Here is a 17,948-nt window from a genome sequence, read left to right as displayed (position 1 = left end):
GACAGGAACGGCGAGAGCGCGAGAACGATAGAGACGAGACCGAGGCGCCAGCTCGTTCACGAATGGCCGCTTCGATGTGCAATTTGGCGGCCGGGGCTTCGGATTGGTGGCCAAGGCACCCGTTTTCCCCCACATAGAAGCTTGTCAGGCACGGTCGGGGCTGCGATGGTTCCGGGGTATGCCTCGACCGAAGTCATCGGGCCCTACCACCAGCACCAAAGGCGAAGCCGCGCGCGAGCGCATCATCCTGGCCACCGTGGCATGCATCGAGCGCCTGGGCATCGAGGGCACCGGCGTTCGCGAGATCGCCGAAGAGGCGAACGTGAACGGGGCCGCCATCAACTACCACTTTCGCAGCAAGGACAACTTGCTCGGCATCGTGCTCGAGCGCACCCTCGACGAGGCCTTCTCCCAGGTGCTCGTCGACTTCGATGCGCTGGTGCAAGGGGGAGCGAGCCCGCGCGCGGCCCTCGAGAGCGTGTTCGACGATGCGGTGGGGGGAGCCATCCGCTACCCACGAATCACCTATGCGCACCTGCGGGAGCCCATCGTCGAGCAATACTACGAGGGCGCCGTCATGCGCAGGCTGAACGACTTCATCGACGGGCTCACGCGGCGGCTCTTTCCAAAACGGTCGGAGCAGGCCGAAAGACGCGCCCGTATGGCGCTGGCTCAAATGTGGTCGGTGGTGATGATCTCCGGCCTGCTCCCCCGCTTCTTTCACCAGACGGGCGGGGTCGAGCTCGAGAACCCCGAGATGCGCCGCCAGTTCGTCGCCCAGCTCGTTCGCCTCGTGTTCTCCGACGAGCCGGCCGTCTCCGAGCGGCACCCGCACGGCGCCATGAAGAAGAAGTGAACGCTCCTCATTCACACGGCGCACGGCGCAGGGGGCGCGGCACACGGCGCAGGGCGCGGATCGCGAGCCGGTGCTACGCCTCGAGGGCCCTCCGGATCTCCTCCGGCAGATGGCCCGCGGCCACCCCGAGCACGTCGACCATCAGCCGGAGCCGGCCCCGTTCATCATGGGAGAGCCAGCCATCGGCGCGAAACCGCGCGAACTGCGCCATCACGAAGTCGATGAGCAGGGTGTCGACCCGCGCGGCCTCCAGCCCGCCCAAGGCGACCGACGTCCAGAGCGCCATGCGCTCCTCCTCCGTGATCACGCCGTCCTCGAAGATCTGCTCGAGCATGCGCGTAAACCGCGCCTCGAGCCCGCCGGTATCGTCGCTCGTTTCCACCATATTCCGATCATCGGCCCCCGGCGCGCGCCGGTTTCGTGCGAAAGTTACGTTCGCAGCCGACGCGGGCCAGAAGCCACGGATCTCGCTTGTCAGGGGCCGGCGTACCCCCGACAATCGTCGCTATTTCACAATCCGGAGGCGCATATGGCCTATCGTGAAACGGCGTCATTCATGTCGAAGAAGCGCACGCTCGTCGCCTGTTGGGTGGCGGTATCCACCGTAGGCGTCGCGTGCAGCGCCGAGCGCGCGCCCGATCGCGCGGAGCAGGGGGCCGTCGAGGCGGCCTCGCGGTCCTCGGGCTCCGTGCCGGCGGAGGAGCGCCTTTACGGGGTGACCGTCGACGATGTGAGCGGCATCTCCGCCATCACGGACTCGCTCGCGCGGCTCGCGCACAAGCCCACCACGCGCATCGTCTTCGACGAGCGCGTGCCCGCGACCCAATACGTCTCCGCGGCCGCGGCCATCCATCGGGTGAGCCACGTGATGGGCGAGATCCTCGATTCGTATTACGTCAAAGACTACACCACGGAAGAATATGCCAGTCGAACCCGCGAATACCTCGCCACCTTGGGCGACCAAGTCGACATTTGGGAGATCGGCAACGAGATCAACGGCGAGTGGGTGGGCGACGGCCCGACCGTGCGCACGAAGATGAAGAGCGCGTACGACATCGTGAAAGGGAAGGGGAAGACCGCGGCGCTCACGCTCTATTACAACGAGGGGTGCTGGGAGCGCGACGATCACGAGATGTTCCATTGGGCGAGCGCCAACGTGCCGGCCGACATGAAACAAGGCCTCGACTACGTGCTGATCAGCTATTACGAAGACGATTGCGAGAACCAGCGCCCCGATTGGCAACCCATCTTCGACCAGCTCGGCCAGATGTTTCCGAGCTCCAAGATTGGATTCGGGGAGGTGGGCACCAAGGTCGCGCGAAAGAAGGCCAGCTATTTGACTCGCTATTACACGATGCCCATCGAGCACCCCCGCTACATCGGTGGCCACTTCTGGTGGTATTTCCGGCAGGACATGGTCCCGTATACCAAGCCGCTGTTCACGACATTGAACGAGGCGATTCGCTAAACGCGCCACCGAGCCCCGGGGCCATCGCTCCCACGGCCCCGGCGCGCGCCGCGGGGGCACCGTGATCGGCGCCTTCACCATTCGGGCAATCGTCTTCGCTCGCTCGATCGCCAGGGCATTTCCTTCGATGCGGCTGCGTACATTCCGGACATAGGAGAAACGCCATGTTGCATTTTACGCCATGTGCATCGTCCGCCGTATCGCCTCGCCCGTCGCAACCCGGGCGAATGGGCCGCCGCACGCTCTTGTCCGTCGCGATCTTCACGTCCTTTGCGTCTTTGGCGCATATGGCTGCAGGATGCGGTAAATCCGAGCCGCCGAAGCCCGGTCAGCCCGAGTTCGACACCGCCAACGCCAAAATCGATACCTTCTCGGGGGAGGTCGGCTTTGGCGCCGACGCGGAGGCGGTCGCCTTGGCGAGGAAGTTCAGCACCACCCTCAAGAAGCTCGAGGCCGAATCGTTCACGGGCGGCAAGGACGAGACGCGCGACACCTTCACCAAGGGCAACTGGCTCACGTACGCGCACGTTCGTCCCACCGACATCGTATTTCTCGTTCAGGCGCCCAACCTCGACACGTACAAGAAAGGCGAAGATCGCAAGGCCTTGATCGAGCTCGCCTTCGAGGCCGCCCAAACGGTGACCGAGAACCTGCGCGCCGCGCGCGATCGAAAGCTGGTCGTGGCGATTCGAGGAAAGGTGTTCTACGGCGGCTTCGCGACGGGAGCCGGAAATGGAAAGCCCAAGATCACCCAGGACACCTCCCTCGACGTCGCGTGGATGTACCCTGCGTTCGCGCCCCCAGGGGCCGCGGGAGCGGCATCGGGCGCTCCCGCGGCCAAGTAAAAGACACGCTGAGAATGGTGCGGCCGATCACCGAAGGTCGGCCGCAAAGCTCGTATCGTCGCTGGTTGCGATATTCGTATTTCACCCATGACACGGTCTTCGGATGATGATGGTGATATCGCGCCGGCGTGAGATTGCGCAAAGCTTCGCCGTCGACGAAGCCCGGTCCGAGCGCGCGCGATGCCGGCTTCGATTCTTTAATAATCTCCGCGCGGGGCGCGACGAAAATCGTTGCGTTGAAGTCGGGCCCTTTGCGCCGAAATGGCACGATTCATCCTGCTGGCCGGCTCGTTTGCAGGTGAGTCAGCCGGTCGCTCGATCACGGCGCAAACTCGGTTCGGGATTCAGCAAATGCGAGGAGCGCTGGTGTATCCTGCTGCAATGGATAACCCCACGATGCATCCCCTGCGCTCGCTCGCTGTCTCCATCCTTCTCGCGAGCGCCGTGACGTGCTGTCAGAGGACGCCGCCGGCGAAGACTTCGGCGGCGGATGCGGCGAAGGCGGCGGGTGCGAAGACGGAGGCCGCCCCTGTTCGAGATCCGATGACGGCGCTCAACCAGACGGCGCGGGGCGCGTACCGTACTGCGAAAGAGCGCATTTTGCGCGGCCTCGGGCCGACGATGGTGGTCGAGGGGGACAAGCTGGTCTTCCTTCACGATGGCCAGCGCGAGGAGGCGGTCATCCACCCGCGCGCGTACCACGAGCTCAAGACCTTGGATCACGTCCCGCTCGCCCTCGACGCGCTCATTGGCGATAGCGACGGCCCCGTCGACCTTGGCCGATTGACCGCCATGCGGGAGCTGCGCGCGCACATCGCCCCAGCCGAGCAAGCCTTTTTGGCCCATGGCCACCCCGCCGCGAGCGTGGAGCGCCAGAAGCGAATTCTCGCGTCATCGGTGGCGCTGATGGATGACGTGCTCGATCGCCGCACGTTGGCCCATGCGGCGTACGTGCAATTTGCACGTGCGACGGCGCCGCTTCTTCTGGCCAGCGTCGACGAGGCGGCGCGCATGGAGCTCGACGCCATTCACGCGAACGTCTCGAGGTGGAGGGCCGCGATGCCCGCCTCCGCGTGGAGCCGCCTGCGGGTCGTGGTCATCAGCTCGCACATGGCGCGCGATCAATCTCTGCAAATGCAATATTTCCAACGGCTCTTGGGCGAGCCCGGCGAGGGGCGCCGCATCGTCTTCGCCGAAGGGCTCTGGGAGGAGTCGAAGGCGCTCGATCTCGAGGCCACGCACATCCTCGACGCCCGCCTGGCCGAATCGTTCTTTGGCGACGCCACGCGCATGCACCGGGATCTGCTCGCCGACGCGGCGGCGGCCTACCTTCCGAAGCTGCTTCCCGCCGCGCCCTGAAGCGCCGGGCCCTCGCGCGTTCGTGGATTTCGGCGCCGACCGTGAAGTGGGTACGGATCGCGGGCGGCGTGGGTCCTGGAATACCCGATTGGCCTCGGGCCGCCGCCTCGCGCTCGCAAGAAATGAGCGCTCTGGTCCTGGTACGTAGATTGCTGAATATCCGATGCATCTCTTACGGACGAGGAAATGCATCCGATGGTTCTTGGACGACGGATATTGGGTATTGGGGTCTTGGCGGCGTGGGGTTTGGTGGCCGGGTGTGGAAAGAAGGCCGACGCGGAGATCGACAAGAAGGTCGAGAAGCTCGGTGAAGATCTGGCGAACAAGCTCATCCTCGATATGACCAAAAAGCAATTGGCCGAGGCGAAGACGAAGTTCGCGGGCGGCGAGGCGGTGAGCGACGAGTGCAGCGAGCTCCGAAAGGACAAACTCGAGGTCTCGAAGGACAAATCGGCCGACGCGGCGAAGCTGCTCAAGGAGATCGACGTGTTCTGCCAGCTCGACGTGGCGCTCGGACACGACGTCGCGGGGCTGAAGAAAGACTACCAGGAGATGATCGCCGCCCAGAAGAAGAAGGATCGCTCCTCCGAGCAGCTGTACTGGGCGGGGCTCACCACGTCATGCACCAGCGCCAAGCGCCTCCTCGACGGGCTGGCGCAGGACAAGCTGGAGAACGAGCCCAAGGCAAAAGAGCTCAAGTCGCAAATCGACCAGATTTGCACCCCGGAGAACTTGGCGCGCAAGAAGTACTTCACCTGATCCGCGCCGTGCGCTCAGAAACGAAGCATGGCCCCGCGCATCGGCGCGGCGGGGCGCCGGAGCGAGGGCGCGGTGAACCACAACACGGCGCCGCCCACGAGCAGCACGGCGCCGGTGATGAGGCCCGCGGTCGCGATATCGGCGGAGCGCCCGGCTCGCGCGTGCGCGTCGAGGCCCTCGTTCGTGCACCCGTGGGGGCGGCAGAGCGCATCGGCGTCGCGCTCGGAGGCTGCCGCATCGAGCGCAAAGCCGCCGCCGATCCCCAGGGCCACGAGCCCTGCGCCGCCGGCGACCAGGGACAGCGTGTGCTGCGCGCTCCAGCCGCGCGCGGGGGGCGCCGTCGCGGGCGGCTTCTCGCGTGGGAAGGCAGGTCCCGCGGGGGCCGAGGGCTCGGCGGAGCTCGAGGGCGCATCGGCGGCCGCCGCGCGCAGAGGCTCTGCGCGGCCTCCGAGGTCGGCCGGTATGTCGACCACGACCGGTTTGCACGATTCACCGCTGGCGCCGCGCGCGATGGCGACGTGGGCGATGAAGGGCACGAAGCCGGGCGCGCGTGCTTCGATGACGTGCGCGCCTGGGTCGATGGGGACGGATTGGTCGGCGTCTTCTCGGCGCACTTGGGTGCCGTCGCGCCGCAGATCGTCCACGCTCGCGGGGGCATGGATGACCAGGCGACAGAGCTGCGGTTCGAGCGCCCCCGCGCGCTCGCGGGCGATGGCGGCCCGCTCTTTTTGCCCTTGTTGGAGCGCCATGGCCGCGGCCTCGCGGTAACGCAGCCAGCCGCTCGCCGTTCGGCCCGTGCGCGCCAGGCACTCGGCGAGGTTGAGGAGCGATCCCAGCGCGGGATCGAGGCGATAGCTCGTCTCGAGCTTCGGGCACGCCTCCTCGAAGCGCCCCTCTTTCATGAGCCGGCGCGCATCGCTGAAGGCCGCCTCCGCGCCCATCGGATCGCGCGGACCATCCCCATCGGCGCGGGCCGTCTCGGCGCCACCGAGGAGCGCGCCCGCGACCAACAGCGCGAATCCTACCTTTTGCTTGCACCCTGCATTCATTGCCGATCCTCGAAATACGTATCGTCGCTGGAGGAGCGCGCCGTCGCGATCGGCAGAGCCGCCGTTGTTCGCGCTTTTGCCGCGCCCTCTGGCACTTTTGCCGCTTTGGGGGGCGAAGTCGCATGGGGCGCCTCCGCCTTTTGCAGCTTTGCGGCAGCTGGCGGCGGAGCGTTCGCCGCGGTCTGCGGCGGCGTGGCGCCGATGGCCTGCGCCGGGGTGTTTGCGGTGGCCGGCGCCGGCGCGATCGCGCGCACCTCGGCGGGTTGCGCCGCGGCAAGCTCGGGCGACGCGCGCGACGTCCCGCGCACGGCCATGGCCGCGAGCACCGCGAGGGGCGCGCCCACCAGGAACACCCGCGCAAACGAGCGCCGGAGGGGCCGCGCACGGGGCGCGGCATCCGGCGCGCTCGCCGGCGACGGGGCATCGTGGGGCGTGTGGGCCAAGGATGGCGACGGCGTTTCGCGCGGCGCGTGCGCGCGCAGATCGGCCGTGACGCGCTCCGAATCGGGGTTTCCCGTCGCACGAAGCGCGGCCTCCACGTCGAGCGCGAACCTGGCGGCGTCCTTCGGGCGGATCTCGGGACGGGTCGACAAGGCTTCGAGCACCGCGGCGGCCAACGCAGGCGAAATGCCCGCTCCCCGATCGCCCATGCCGGACGAGAGACGCACGCTCCCGGGATGGAGGCGCTCGCTCATCTTGGTGCCCGAGCTCCACGGGAGGCGCCCGGCCAACATCGCATAAAGCACCACCCCGAGCTCGTAGATGTCCGACGCGATGCTCGCGGGCTCGCCGAAGAACCGCTCCGGCGCCATATAAGCCGGCGTGCCTCGAATCCGCCCTTCGCGGGTGGTCGTCGAGCTCTCCTCGTGCATGTCGCGCGCGATACCAAAGTCCAATAAAACCGGACTTCCCCGGACCAGGAGCACATTCTCCGGTTTGATATCGCGGTGGACCATCCCGGCCTCGTGCACGGCGTGCACGGCGCGCGCGAGCTCCGCGAAGATGCGCACGGCCTCCTCGGGCGGCACCGGCCCGTGCTCGAGGCGCGCGGCGAGGCTGAGACCCGAGAGGCGCGGCATCAACAGATAGGGGCGCCCATCGGCCAAGGTTCCGGCTTCGAAGACGGTGGCCAACCCCGGGTGGTGGACCCGGCGCATGCGCTCGGCCTCGCGCAGAAAACGCTGCTGCTCCCGCTCCGAGAGCTCCAAATCATCGCGAAAGACTTTGATGGCGACGGCCTCGTCGCATGCGTCGTCTGCTGCGCCACCTTCCGCGCGCTCTCTCCGTGCTTCGTACACCACGCTGGTGCCGCCGCGACCGAGCTCGCCCATCACGCGGTAGCTGGCCGAGCCGAGCTCGAACGTCTCAGGCTCGGTCACGCATCCTCCTCGGATGGACGCGGCCGTATCCCGGCGCGCGCGAGCACGCGGTACAGGTATTTGCGCTCGATTTTGGCCACGCGCGCGGCCTCCGACAAATTGGAGCCCGCGCGCTGCAAAAGGTCGGTGCAGTAATCGCGATCGAAGCGCTCGAGCAGCGCCTCCTTGGCCTCGAGGTACGGCACGTCGGCCCGCGCAATGGGCTCGGCATCGGCGGGGGTCTCGGTGCGCAGGACGATGGGCATCTGCTCGAACTCCGAGCCGGGCAGGGCGAGGGCCACCGCGCGCGCGATCACGTTTCGAAGCTCGCGCACATTTCCCGGCCACGCATAGCGCAAAAGGCGTTCGAGCTTCGGTCCCTCGACCTCGCTGTCGATCGCGCCATTGGCCCGCAAGAGCGCGCGCACCAAAATGGGAATATCGGTTTTGCGCTGGCGCAGGGGAGGGAGGTGCGCTTCGACCACCGCGAGCCGGTAATACAGATCGCCGCGAAACAAGCCGGAGCCGATATCGGCCCAGAGATCGCGGTGGGTGGCCGCGATGAAGCGCACGTCGTAGCGCTCGGGGGCTCGGGCTCCGAGCGGGGTGACCTCGCTGCGCTCGAGGAGGCGCAGGAGCTTTGGCTGCAAGGAGAGCGGCAGATCGCCGATCTCGTCCAGGAAGAGGGTGCCGCCGTGCGCGGAGGCGAACGCGCCGGCGTGATCGCGGTAAGCGCCGGTGAACGCGCCCTTCTTGTGGCCAAAGAGCTCACTCTCGATCAAGGTGCCGCTCGCCGCGCCGCAGTCGAACACCACGAAGGGGCCGCCGCGCCGGGGGCTGCGCTCGTGAATGGCGCGCGCCGCGAGCTCCTTGCCCGTGCCGCTCTCTCCGAGCAGGAGGACCGGCGCGTGCGATCCGCTCGCGCGCTCGAGCACGGCGAACACGCGGCGCATTGGCTCGCTCGCGCCCAAAAGCTCGCCGAACGACGTGGCGTCGCTCGGGGGAATGTCGATCGCTTCTTCGGCGGGCAGCAGTTGGACCAAGGTATGTCCAATGCGCAAGGTGGCGCCGGCGGCCACCATGGCGCGCTCGATCCGGGATCCATCGAGCCACGTGCCGTTGCGCGAGCCGAGATCGGCCACCTCGAATCCGCCGGTGGCCGGAACGATGGTCGCGTGTTTTCGCGATACGGCCGAATCTTCCAGCTGCACGTCGCACGCGCTATCGGCGCCGAGAACGATCCCGGCGGCCGGCAAGAGCACGGAACGCGCGGTCAGCGGCGAATCCGACGCCCCCACGAGGCGAACGCGGTTGCCCCGGTGCGCGCGGGTGCGTTCGATGAGATTGGTGATTCGCTGGGCCATGAGGATCGTCGCGTCGGGGAGGGAAGGAGCCCGGCGATGGTCACGTACGGTATATAAGGTACGGCGTGAGATACCGCATCCTTCCTTCGAGCATCGCCAAGCGCGCCATCGTACTCGGTTTGGTGTCGTCTGGGGTGGTCGGCGGTACGGTCGGTTGCCGCGCCATTCTCGGGATCGACGATGGCTCGCCGCTCGGGCCCACCGACGATGGCGGTCTCGATCCAGGCGACGGTACACGGGACGCAGGCGGCGACGCGTTTTCCGCGGGGGATGGGCGCGCGCCGGGCGCAGTGGAGCGAACGGAGCCTCAATGGCCGCTCCCCGTTTCATCGCCCGCGCCTGCCAATTACGAGCTCACCGACGATACGGTGCTCGACAAAACGACGGGTCTCATGTGGCAAAGGCGCGTCGCCAACCAAGGACGCGTCGCCTGGGAAGACGCCGTTCGCACCTGCCCCAAGCTCCGGCTCGGCGGGTACGACGACTGGCGGCTGCCGACGCGCATCGAGATGATCAGCATCGTCGACTATGGGCCGGAGGCCGAGCCCATCAACCCCGGCCTCTTCCCCGACAATAACAATTATCAATACCAATGGACCGCGTCCGTCTACCGAGCGGAGCGACGGCGCGATGCGCGCTGGGTCGCGACCAACGGTGCGGCGTGGTATCGCGATTTGAGCCAATCGTCCGACGGGCTTCCTTTCCGATGCGTGCGCGCCGGCAAGGTGTCCGGATCGACTCGGCGTTTCATCGTGGAGGGGGCCACTGTGAAGGACGCGCGCACAGGGCTTTCATGGGAGCAAGCGCTGGGTGCTCCGCAGGACATCGCGAGCGCCCGGCGCCGCTGCGAGGATCTTTCGCCTCCAGGTTTTCGTCTTCCCAACCTGCGTGAGCTCCAGACGTTGATCGACGAGGCCGAAACCGAAAACCCCATCTGGGACGATGCGTTCGCGGCACCTGCTGCCGGCGTGGCGCCCACGCTCTGGAGCGACACCTTTCGGGGCAAGCCTCCATCGACGACATATCTCTACGTCGATTTCAAGGACGGAGCGACCCACAATCAAAACGGCGAATCGCAACGCGCCGGTGTTCGCTGCGTTCGCTGAAACGCGCGTGTCGATTCTGTGACGCTGGCGCTCGTTGCGGTGTCGTTCGACATCTTGCGCTACCTCCGCCGCAACATCCAGGACGATAAGCGCCATGGGGCGATTACCTTCCATGGCGCTGCGCAGCAATTGCGCTTTGTGGATGGTCACGGGGATGACCAGCACTAAGCTCCGCACCATGAACGAGTATTCTTATTCGAAGACGACACGGTCAAAAAAATTCCGCAGCATTACACCGGTTACGGCGTTGCTGGCGATTGCCAGCGTTGCCTGGTCGGGTACATGCACGCCCGATACGTCGCTCACCACCATCGCGGAGGAGAGCGGCTTTCAGAAGACGGGTCGTTACGACGAGGTGATACGGTTCTGCAAAGCGTACCCCGCCCGTTACCCCGAGCGCGTTCGTTGCTTCAAATTCGGCGAAACACCCGAGGGCCGCCCGATGTTGGCCTTCGTCGCGGGCGCAAAGGGGGCGCTCGAACCCGGCAAGGCGAAGGATCGGCCGGTGGTGTTCCTCCAGGGGGGAATTCACGCTGGCGAAGTCGATGGCAAGGACGCGGGCTTCATCGTGCTCCGCGATCTGCTCGATGGAAAGGGCGACGCTGCCAAGGCACTGGAGAACGTGACCTTGCTCTTCGTGCCGGTCTTCAATGTCGACGGGCACGAGCGCTTCGAAAGGGGCACCCGGCCCAATCAACGCGGACCGGAGGAGGCCGGCTGGCGCTCGACGGCGCACAACCTCAACTTGAACCGCGACTACTTGAAGGCCGATGCTCCCGAAATGGCGGCCGTGCTCCGGCTCATGGGCGAGTGGGATCCCATTCTCTTCGCCGACGCACATGTAAGTGATGGTGCTAAATTCGAGCACGATGTCTCCGTCGAAATCGAGCCGCGCCTCGCGGGCGCCGAGGAGCTCCGGCCGCGCGGCAAGGCCCTGAGCGAATCGCTCCTCGCGTGGCTCACGGACAAGGGGCACTTGCCGATCGACTTCTATCCGACCCTGCTGAAGGAGGACGATCCCACCTCCGGCTTCGCGGCCCGCATCTATCCGCCGCGTTTCAGCCACGGTTACCGATCGCTCCACAACCGTCTGGCCCTCCTCATCGAGACCCACTCGTGGAAGGACTACGCCACGCGCGTCCGCACGACCAAGGACATCTTCAACCACCTCCTCAACGCCGCCGCCGAACACGGGGGCGAGTGGCTCGACGCGGCGCACGCGGCCGACAAGCGCACCGCGAACCTCGGTGGAACCACGGTCAATGTCGACTACGGAACCACCAAAAACGCGACCACCTTCCCGTTCCGGGGATACGCATATCAGCGCGTGCCGTCGGAGATCTCGGGCACGCTCTGGACGATTTACGACGAGACCAAGCCGGAAATCTGGCCGGTGCCCGTCTATCGCGAGGTCACGCCCACGGTGACGGCGACCGCGCCCAAGGGCGGTTACATCGTCCCGGCAGCCTATGCTGCGCTCGTCGGCGGGAAGCTGGATCTGCACGGCGTGAAGTACTCGCGCATCCAGGGCGAGCGCAAAGCCCTCAAGGTGGAAGCGTACCGCGCCGACGAGGTGAAGTTTGGCTCACCCTCGGAGGGGCGCACGCCGGTGCAGCACAAGGGGAAGTGGGCTGCCGAGGCGGTCGACGTTCCCGATGGCTCGCTCTATGTGCCCATCAAACAAACCAAGGCGGTGCTGGCCGTTCAGGTCCTGGAGCCCACGGCGCCCGATAGCCTCTTCGCGTGGGGCTTCTTCAATAGCCGCCTCGAGTACAAGGAGAACATCGAGAACTACGTAGTCGAGCAGCTCGCCCGCGAGATGATCGCCAAAGACCCGCAGCTCAAGGTGGAATTCGACGCCAAAGTGGCCAGCGATCCGATCTTCGCCAAGGATCCGGCCGCCCGCATCGAGTTCTTCTACAAGCGCACGCCGTACTGGGATGAGCGTTATCGCCTTTATCCCGTCTACCGCGTGAACGCGGATCCGTGACGTAAACGAGATGTGAGCCACCCACGATCCCGAGCGGGCGTCTGGCTTGCGTTCGTTTAGAACGCGCCGCGGGCGCCGAACGCGAGGCTGGGATTGCCCGCTCGGGATTCTTCCTTACCCGATACGATGATGCCGTGGCCCGCCTGGTCCGCCGCCGAGGACGCCGACGTTGGCCGAATCTTGCGTTCGTTCATAACGCGCGGCGGGGCGCCGAACGCGAGGCTGGGATTGCCCGCTCGGGAGTCTTCCTTATCCGATACGATGATGCCGTGGCCCCGCCTGGTCGGCTGCCGAGGACGCCGACGTTGGCCGAATCTTGCGTTCGTTTAGAACGCGCGGCGGGCGCCGAACGCGAGGCTGGGATTGCCCGCTCGGGATTCTTCCTTACCCGATACGATGATGCCGTGGCCCCGCCTGGTCCGCCGCCGAGGACGACGTTGGCCGAATCTTGCGTTCGTTTAGAACGCGCCGCGTGCGCCGAACGGGAGGCTGGGATTGCCCGCTCGGGAGTCTTCCTTATCCGATACGATGATGCCGTGGCCCCGCCTGGTCCGCCGCCGAGGACGACGTTGGCCGAATCATGATGTCGATTCATATTCGATTGCTCTTCGTAAGAAGAAGGTTCAAGCAGTCGATGGTTTGAAGCCGATGGCCATCGATTCCGGCCCGCTGAGGTGCGCGACGCAGCCATCGCAGAAGCCTGCGTCGGCCAGCCATCCAAGACATTCCGCGCCGGTGTAGGCGAACGCTTTGGGGTTCTCCATCATCACGTGGAGGCTCAAAAGCAAACCGAAGACATTCTCCGAGCGCCCGGGGTCGATCATGGCGTCGTAGACGATCACGGCGCCCCCGGGCGGCAGGGCGTCGAAGGCCTTCGCGAGCAGCATTCGTTTGGTCGTCAAATCCCAATCATGCAAGATGTGCCCAAAGGAAAGAACGTCGGCCGAGGGGAGCGGATCGGTGAAGAAGTCCCCGGCCGAGAACGTGAGGCGATCCGACAACCCCGCGCGCGCCGCCGCGCGGTGAAAGGCCGGCGCGAGCGGGGGAAGATCGAACCCGACGCCGCGCAGGTGCGCGTGGCGGCCGAGGAGCCCGCGCAGCATGGTGCCCGACGCCGAGCCGATGTCGGCCACCGTGCGGTATTTGGACCATGGGAACTCGTCGACCAGCGCCAAGGTGGCGCCGAGCGAGGCGCCGTGCATTGCGCGCTGGAATTTCTCCATCCGTTGGGGATCGGCGTACAAGGCTTCGAAGGAGTTGCTCTCGCCGGCGGTCACGTCGATTTGGGGCTCGCCTGTGCGCAGCGCCTTGGTGAGGTTTCGCCAGCTATCGTACCACCAGGTGCCGGCGATTTCGAGCAGGCCGGTGACGTCGGTCTCGGGTTTGCCGCGATCGAGGAAGATGCTCGCGACGGGCGTATTTCGATAATGGACGCCCTCGCGATCGAGGAAGCGCAGCGCGACCAACGTATCGAGGAAATTGCGCGCGGCGCGCGGGTGCAGCTCGAGGCGCGCCGTGAGCTCGTCGAGCGCGTGGGGCCCTCGGCCAGCGCCGTGAAGAGGCCGAGCTCCACGGCCGCCGAGAGGACCCTCGCCTCCCAAAAGCCGAGCGCCGTTCGGATCACGCGCCAGATGCCCTGCACCGGCTCGGGCTCGAAGAGGCGCCGCACGGGCGCGGTATCGTGAAAATCGGTGAAGTGCGTGGCCTTGCCATGGGAGAACACCCAGGAGTGCACGAAGTCGACGGTGCACGAGCGCCCCGTTCGCGCGCTGCGCATGAAGTGCTCTCCCAGGACGACCACCCGATTGCCATCTTCCATGAGCTCGCGCGGCGTCGGTCGGATTTCGGAGAAGAGGGTGCGCGCATGCTTCATGAATGCGAGCACCTCCGCGCGACCCTTTTTGGCGCCGCCGAGGCCATAGTCGCTCATCCCATCGGGATGGGTGCATGCGACGTCGGGCGCGAAGAGCGCGATGGCGTCCTCCAGATCGCCGCGACGGAGTGCTTCGTAGGATGTGCGAACGAGATGGGCATGGCTGGTCATGGGATTCCCCCCTTCATGATTCCGAGACCCGGCAGCGTGGATTGGGCGCTTCGGCCCGTAATATGCAAGCAAGATGCGAGAAGAATGAAGAATTGATGAACGATGGAAGATGAATGACGCGTGATGAAAGATGAACAGCGCTTCGAAAGAATTTTTGAGCGCCAAAGAAAGGTGTCGAGTTATTTCGATTTGTCGCGCATCGTACGCCGATTGCAATTCATCGACGTCGAAGCACGTTACGTTCCGCGCGCTCCTCCTCCTTTTTGGACCTCCTCGACCTCCTCGACCTTCTCGACAAAGAGCCCGAGGCTCTTCCTCTGGCTCACGCGGGGACGATCGAGAGGATCCCTGGTGCGATCATGAGATCACGGGAACCATGTGCGTGCAAGAACCCCGGGCGAATTTTCGCATGGTGCGGCTCATCTGTCGAGAGAGGGCGCGCGCAAATGCAACAAAAATGCTGTACATGCGACATCGAAACGGGGTCATCGCATCGTCACGTTCGATGTCGACAATCTCCTTGTGGCCAGGACGTTCGAAGCAGCTTAATTCGTAATCGTGATTTTGCGGAGGGTGCCCCCGATGGAGTCTCGAATCCGTTCGATCCAGGAAAGGCCCGAGGCTCGCGGGAGCGATCTCGTCTCGAGCCAGCGCCAGAGGATTGGCGGCGGGCGCGCGTTCGACAAGTATCATCTGATTCTCGAGCTTGGTCAGGGAGGGATGAGCCGCGTTCATGTGGCGGTCGTTCGCGGCCCCGGTGGCTTCAACAAGCTCCAAGCCATCAAGCGGCTCCTGCCTACATTGTCGGAAGATCGCGAGTTTCGCGAGATGTTCATGGAAGAGGCGCGCCTCTCCGCCAAGCTCAATCATTCCAACATCGTCCAGATCAACGAAGTGGGTTTCGACGGGACACACCCGTTCATGGCGATGGAGTACCTGGAGGGTCAATCGCTGGACGCGATCGCGCGCCGGGCGCGTGTCACGAATGATCCCGAGTTCACGATTGCGATGCACCTGCGCATCATCGCCGATGCGTGCGCAGGGTTGCATTATGCACACGAGCTCACCGGCATCGATGGCAAACCGCTCGGCATCGTGCATCGCGACGTGTCTCCGCACAATGTCTTCGTCACCTGCGCGGGGCAGGTCAAGGTGCTCGACTTCGGAATTGCCAAGGCGGCCGATACATCGGTGCACACGCGCACCGGGGTGCTCAAAGGGAAGTGCTCGTACATGTCGCCCGAGCAGTTCGGGGCCAAACACGTCGATCGCCGGGCCGACGTCTTCTCCCTCGGGGTGATGGTCTGGCAGGCGATCACCCGCAAGCGCCTGTGGAAGGGGCTGTCGGAGGCCGAAATCTTTCAGCGCATGGCGCTGCGGCGGATCCCTTCGCCCCTGGCGGTGGATCCCGATCTGCCCCCGGCGCTCGTGGCCATCTGCGATCGCGCGCTCGCGTTCTACCCCGCGGAGCGCTATCGAACGGCCGCGGAGCTCGCCGATGCCATCGATGCCTATTTGAGCGGATTGCCGCACGTGGAGAGCGCGCGCGATATCGGCAAGTACGTGAGCTCCGTGTTTGGCGAAAGCTTGGCCAAGATAAAGGCGGATATCGAGACGGAGCTCCGCAAGCTCGAGAGCGTGAAGATGGCGGAGGTCCCCGCCGGCCTCGATCCCGACGAGCCTTCGCCGGCCGACCCCATGGCGCCGCCTTTGCCCGAGGAGCCGGATGCGCCCGTCGCACCGGCGGCATCCGCCGCGCGCAAGGGACGCGTTCGCGCGGCGGCCGTGCTCGCGCTGGCGGGGATTGGCGCTGCGGGATACCCGCTTTGGCGGGAGCTGCACCAGGTCGCGCCGCCGCCCGTGGCCATCCACGATTCGACGGCGGACACGGTCACCGTTCCGACGACGAAGCGTGAAGAGCCGCGAACGTTTCGCGACGAGACGCCGGCTCCTCCCGAAGAAGCGCGGCCTTCGGTACGGCCGTCCGCGCAGCCGCCGGCGCTCTCCGCCGATGCAAGGGCAAACGACGCAAAGGCAAATCCCGCCAAGACGGCGCGTCCCGCGCGAAATGTCCCGGCCCGAGCGGCCCCCGCTGCGCCGGTTTTGCCCTCGTCGCCATCGAGCCCTCCGGCGTCCTCCGCGGCGCCCGCACCTGCGATCGTACCGCCCGCACCCGCGCCTGCACCGGCGGGTGGCAAGCCGCCTCTCGATCGCAATCCTTGGAGCGATTGATCGCCCGCGCGGCGATCGCGCGAGGAGCTCGGATCAGAGCGTGTGTTTGCGAAGGAGGCGGTACAGGTACGTTCGATCGAGCCCCGCCTCTTGCGCGGCGCTCGCCACCTGCCGTCCGTGCCGGTCCAGCAGTTTGCGCAGATACTCGCGCTCTCCAAATTCGATCCAGCGCTCGCGAAACTCCTTGTAGGCGGTCTCCATGCGGGGCGCCGGGGTGGTCGCCATATCGAGGGCGCGGTGCGCGCCGAGCGCGATGGCGCGCTCCACGAAATTGCGGAGCTCGCGGACGTTTCCAAACCAAGGCATCTGGCTCATCTCCTCGAGCAACGGCGGCTCGAGGGCGCCGCCGATGCGCGCGGCAAAGTGGCTCGCCAAAAGAGGGATATCCTCCATGCGCTCGCGCAGCGGGGGGACGCGCACCGGAAGAACGGCCAGCCGGAAATAGAGATCTTCCCGGAAGGCGCGCGTGTTGGCCATCTTCTGGAGATCCCGATGCGACGCCGAGACGAAGCGCACGTCGATCGTGCGGGCCGTGGTCTCACCGACGCGTTTGACCTCGCGGGAGTCCAGCGCGCGAAGGAGCTTCGGCTGAATCGCCAGGGGGAGCTCACCGATTTCGTCCAGAAAGAGCGTGCCACCATGGGCCGATTCGAGCGCACCCTCGCGCGCGTCCGCGCCCTCGAACGCCCCCTTGACGCAACCAAAGAGCTCGACCTCCACCAGGCGGTGCTCGGACATGGCTGCGCAATCGACGACCACGAAGGGGCCGTCGCGCCGGGGTGAAGCGTCGTGGATGGCGCGCGCCACGAGCTCCTTGCCCGTCCCCGTTTCGCCTTGGATGAAGACGCTGCTGTCCGTGGCCGCGATGCGCGCGAGCGACGCGAACAGCTCCCGCAGCGCCGTGCTCGTGCCGATCAGCGGACCGAATCGATCCGTTGGCCAAAGGTGAACGACGGCGTCCTCGGGGGCGCGGTCCATGGCCAGCTGGGTGAACCCGACGCGCAGCACGCCATTGTCCGGAATGCGCGCCATCGACACCAGAACGTCCTGCACGAAGGTGCCATTGCGACTTCCGAGATCGCGAACCCAGAGCCCGTCCGGCTTGAGCTCCAGCTCGGCGTGCAGTCGCGAGACGGTACGGTCGTCCACGCGCAGCTGCGCGCGCTGGGAGCTGCCCACGATGGACACGTCGCGAACCACGAGCTCGTGCGGCCCGCTCGCGTCCGTCCAACGGAGCCGGGGATGGTGACGCCGAACGGCTTGCATCCCGCGATCGTGAATCAGCGTTTCGATGCTGCTCTCGTTCGCCCCCTCCTCGTCGGCCATCCGCGCAGTGTACGCGCACCGCGCCCCCCCCGGGCAATGGATCGGTAAGAATTAGTTAAGAAAGAAAGGTGCGTCCGTCATTCGGCGCCCAGCTGGTCCGCGAGGGCGCCGAAAAAGACTTCATCGTGGGGATGGCCCGCAAACCATGCAAATCCAATAACACCCCCCTCCGCCCGCGCAACCGGCTTCGAA

General features: G+C 66.0%; 15 protein-coding genes. 9 read left to right on the top strand and 6 right to left on the bottom strand.

Features of this window, described 5'->3' with window-relative positions; translation table 11 throughout:
- The first annotated feature begins 178 nt into the window (after window positions 1-178).
- On the top strand, window positions 179-856 hold the full coding sequence (locus LZC94_29110) for a TetR/AcrR family transcriptional regulator (protein ID WXB11904.1): 678 nt from the start codon (window positions 179-181) through the stop codon (window positions 854-856).
- 73 nt (window positions 857-929) lie between these two features.
- Here the strand turns inward: LZC94_29110 and LZC94_29105 are convergent, their stop codons facing one another.
- Entirely contained in the window at window positions 930-1,241 is a 312-nt protein-coding gene (locus LZC94_29105) for a hypothetical protein (GenBank protein ID WXB11903.1), read from the bottom strand.
- 171 nt (window positions 1,242-1,412) lie between these two features.
- Between LZC94_29105 and LZC94_29100 the strand changes: the two genes are divergently transcribed.
- The 4 genes from LZC94_29100 to LZC94_29085 all read left to right on the top strand — a co-directional run bounded on the left by LZC94_29100 (window position 1,413) and on the right by LZC94_29085 (window position 5,287).
- On the top strand, window positions 1,413-2,324 hold the full coding sequence (locus tag LZC94_29100) for a hypothetical protein (protein ID WXB11902.1): 912 nt from the start codon (window positions 1,413-1,415) through the stop codon (window positions 2,322-2,324).
- Between the two features lie 164 nt (window positions 2,325-2,488).
- Entirely contained in the window at window positions 2,489-3,169 is a 681-nt protein-coding gene (locus tag LZC94_29095; protein ID WXB11901.1) for a hypothetical protein, read from the top strand.
- Between the two features lie 381 nt (window positions 3,170-3,550).
- Window positions 3,551-4,528, top strand: a complete 978-nt coding sequence (locus LZC94_29090; GenBank protein ID WXB11900.1) for a hypothetical protein — start codon at window positions 3,551-3,553, stop codon at window positions 4,526-4,528.
- 195 nt (window positions 4,529-4,723) lie between these two features.
- Window positions 4,724-5,287, top strand: a complete 564-nt coding sequence (locus LZC94_29085; protein WXB11899.1) for a hypothetical protein — start codon at window positions 4,724-4,726, stop codon at window positions 5,285-5,287.
- 14 nt (window positions 5,288-5,301) lie between these two features.
- On the opposite strand, the gene LZC94_29080 is transcribed toward LZC94_29085, so the two are convergent.
- The 3 genes from LZC94_29080 to LZC94_29070 are packed head-to-tail and all read right to left on the bottom strand — an operon-like array spanning window position 5,302 to window position 9,058.
- Window positions 5,302-6,336, bottom strand: coding sequence for a hypothetical protein (locus tag LZC94_29080; GenBank protein WXB11898.1), 1,035 nt, complete (start codon window positions 6,334-6,336; stop codon window positions 5,302-5,304).
- The gene (locus LZC94_29075; protein WXB11897.1) at window positions 6,333-7,715 is read right to left on the bottom strand and encodes a protein kinase; all 1,383 of its coding nucleotides are present in this window, start codon (window positions 7,713-7,715) and stop codon (window positions 6,333-6,335) included. Before LZC94_29075 ends, LZC94_29080 begins: the two co-directional genes overlap by 4 nt.
- Window positions 7,712-9,058: a sigma 54-interacting transcriptional regulator gene (locus LZC94_29070; protein WXB11896.1), complete on the bottom strand. Its 1,347-nt coding sequence runs from the start codon at window positions 9,056-9,058 to the stop codon at window positions 7,712-7,714. The genes LZC94_29075 and LZC94_29070 overlap by 4 nt, the downstream gene beginning before the upstream one ends.
- A gap of 65 nt (window positions 9,059-9,123) precedes the next feature.
- Here LZC94_29070 and LZC94_29065 point away from each other — a divergent pair, with 65 nt between their 5' ends.
- The 3 genes from LZC94_29065 to LZC94_29055 are packed head-to-tail and all read left to right on the top strand — an operon-like array spanning window position 9,124 to window position 12,154.
- Entirely contained in the window at window positions 9,124-10,164 is a 1,041-nt protein-coding gene (locus LZC94_29065) for a DUF1566 domain-containing protein (protein ID WXB11895.1), read from the top strand.
- An 18-nt stretch (window positions 10,165-10,182) separates the two neighbouring features.
- Window positions 10,183-10,332 carry a hypothetical protein gene (locus LZC94_29060; GenBank protein WXB11894.1) on the top strand — a complete coding sequence of 50 codons (150 nt, stop codon included), beginning with the start codon at window positions 10,183-10,185 and terminating at the stop codon, window positions 10,330-10,332.
- A gap of 10 nt (window positions 10,333-10,342) precedes the next feature.
- Window positions 10,343-12,154 carry a M14 family metallopeptidase gene (locus LZC94_29055; protein ID WXB11893.1) on the top strand — a complete coding sequence of 604 codons (1,812 nt, stop codon included), beginning with the start codon at window positions 10,343-10,345 and terminating at the stop codon, window positions 12,152-12,154.
- Window positions 12,155-12,777: 623 nt separating this feature from the next.
- On the opposite strand, the gene LZC94_29050 is transcribed toward LZC94_29055, so the two are convergent.
- On the bottom strand, window positions 12,778-13,755 hold the full coding sequence (locus LZC94_29050; protein WXB11892.1) for an acetylserotonin O-methyltransferase: 978 nt from the start codon (window positions 13,753-13,755) through the stop codon (window positions 12,778-12,780).
- A 1,025-nt stretch (window positions 13,756-14,780) separates the two neighbouring features.
- Here LZC94_29050 and LZC94_29045 point away from each other — a divergent pair.
- Window positions 14,781-16,430 carry a serine/threonine protein kinase gene (locus LZC94_29045; GenBank protein ID WXB11891.1) on the top strand — a complete coding sequence of 550 codons (1,650 nt, stop codon included), beginning with the start codon at window positions 14,781-14,783 and terminating at the stop codon, window positions 16,428-16,430.
- A gap of 33 nt (window positions 16,431-16,463) precedes the next feature.
- Here the strand turns inward: LZC94_29045 and LZC94_29040 are convergent, their stop codons facing one another.
- Window positions 16,464-17,756 (bottom strand): sigma 54-interacting transcriptional regulator, encoded by a 1,293-nt coding sequence (locus LZC94_29040; GenBank protein WXB11890.1) that lies wholly within the window; start codon window positions 17,754-17,756, stop codon window positions 16,464-16,466.
- Between the last annotated feature and the right edge of the window lie 192 nt (window positions 17,757-17,948).

The sequence above is a fragment of the Sorangiineae bacterium MSr11954 genome, from assembly GCA_037157815.1.
GTDB classification, from domain to species: Bacteria; Myxococcota_A; Polyangia; order Polyangiales; family Polyangiaceae; genus Pendulispora; species Pendulispora albinea.
This window is presented reverse-complemented; position numbering and strand designations above follow the sequence as displayed.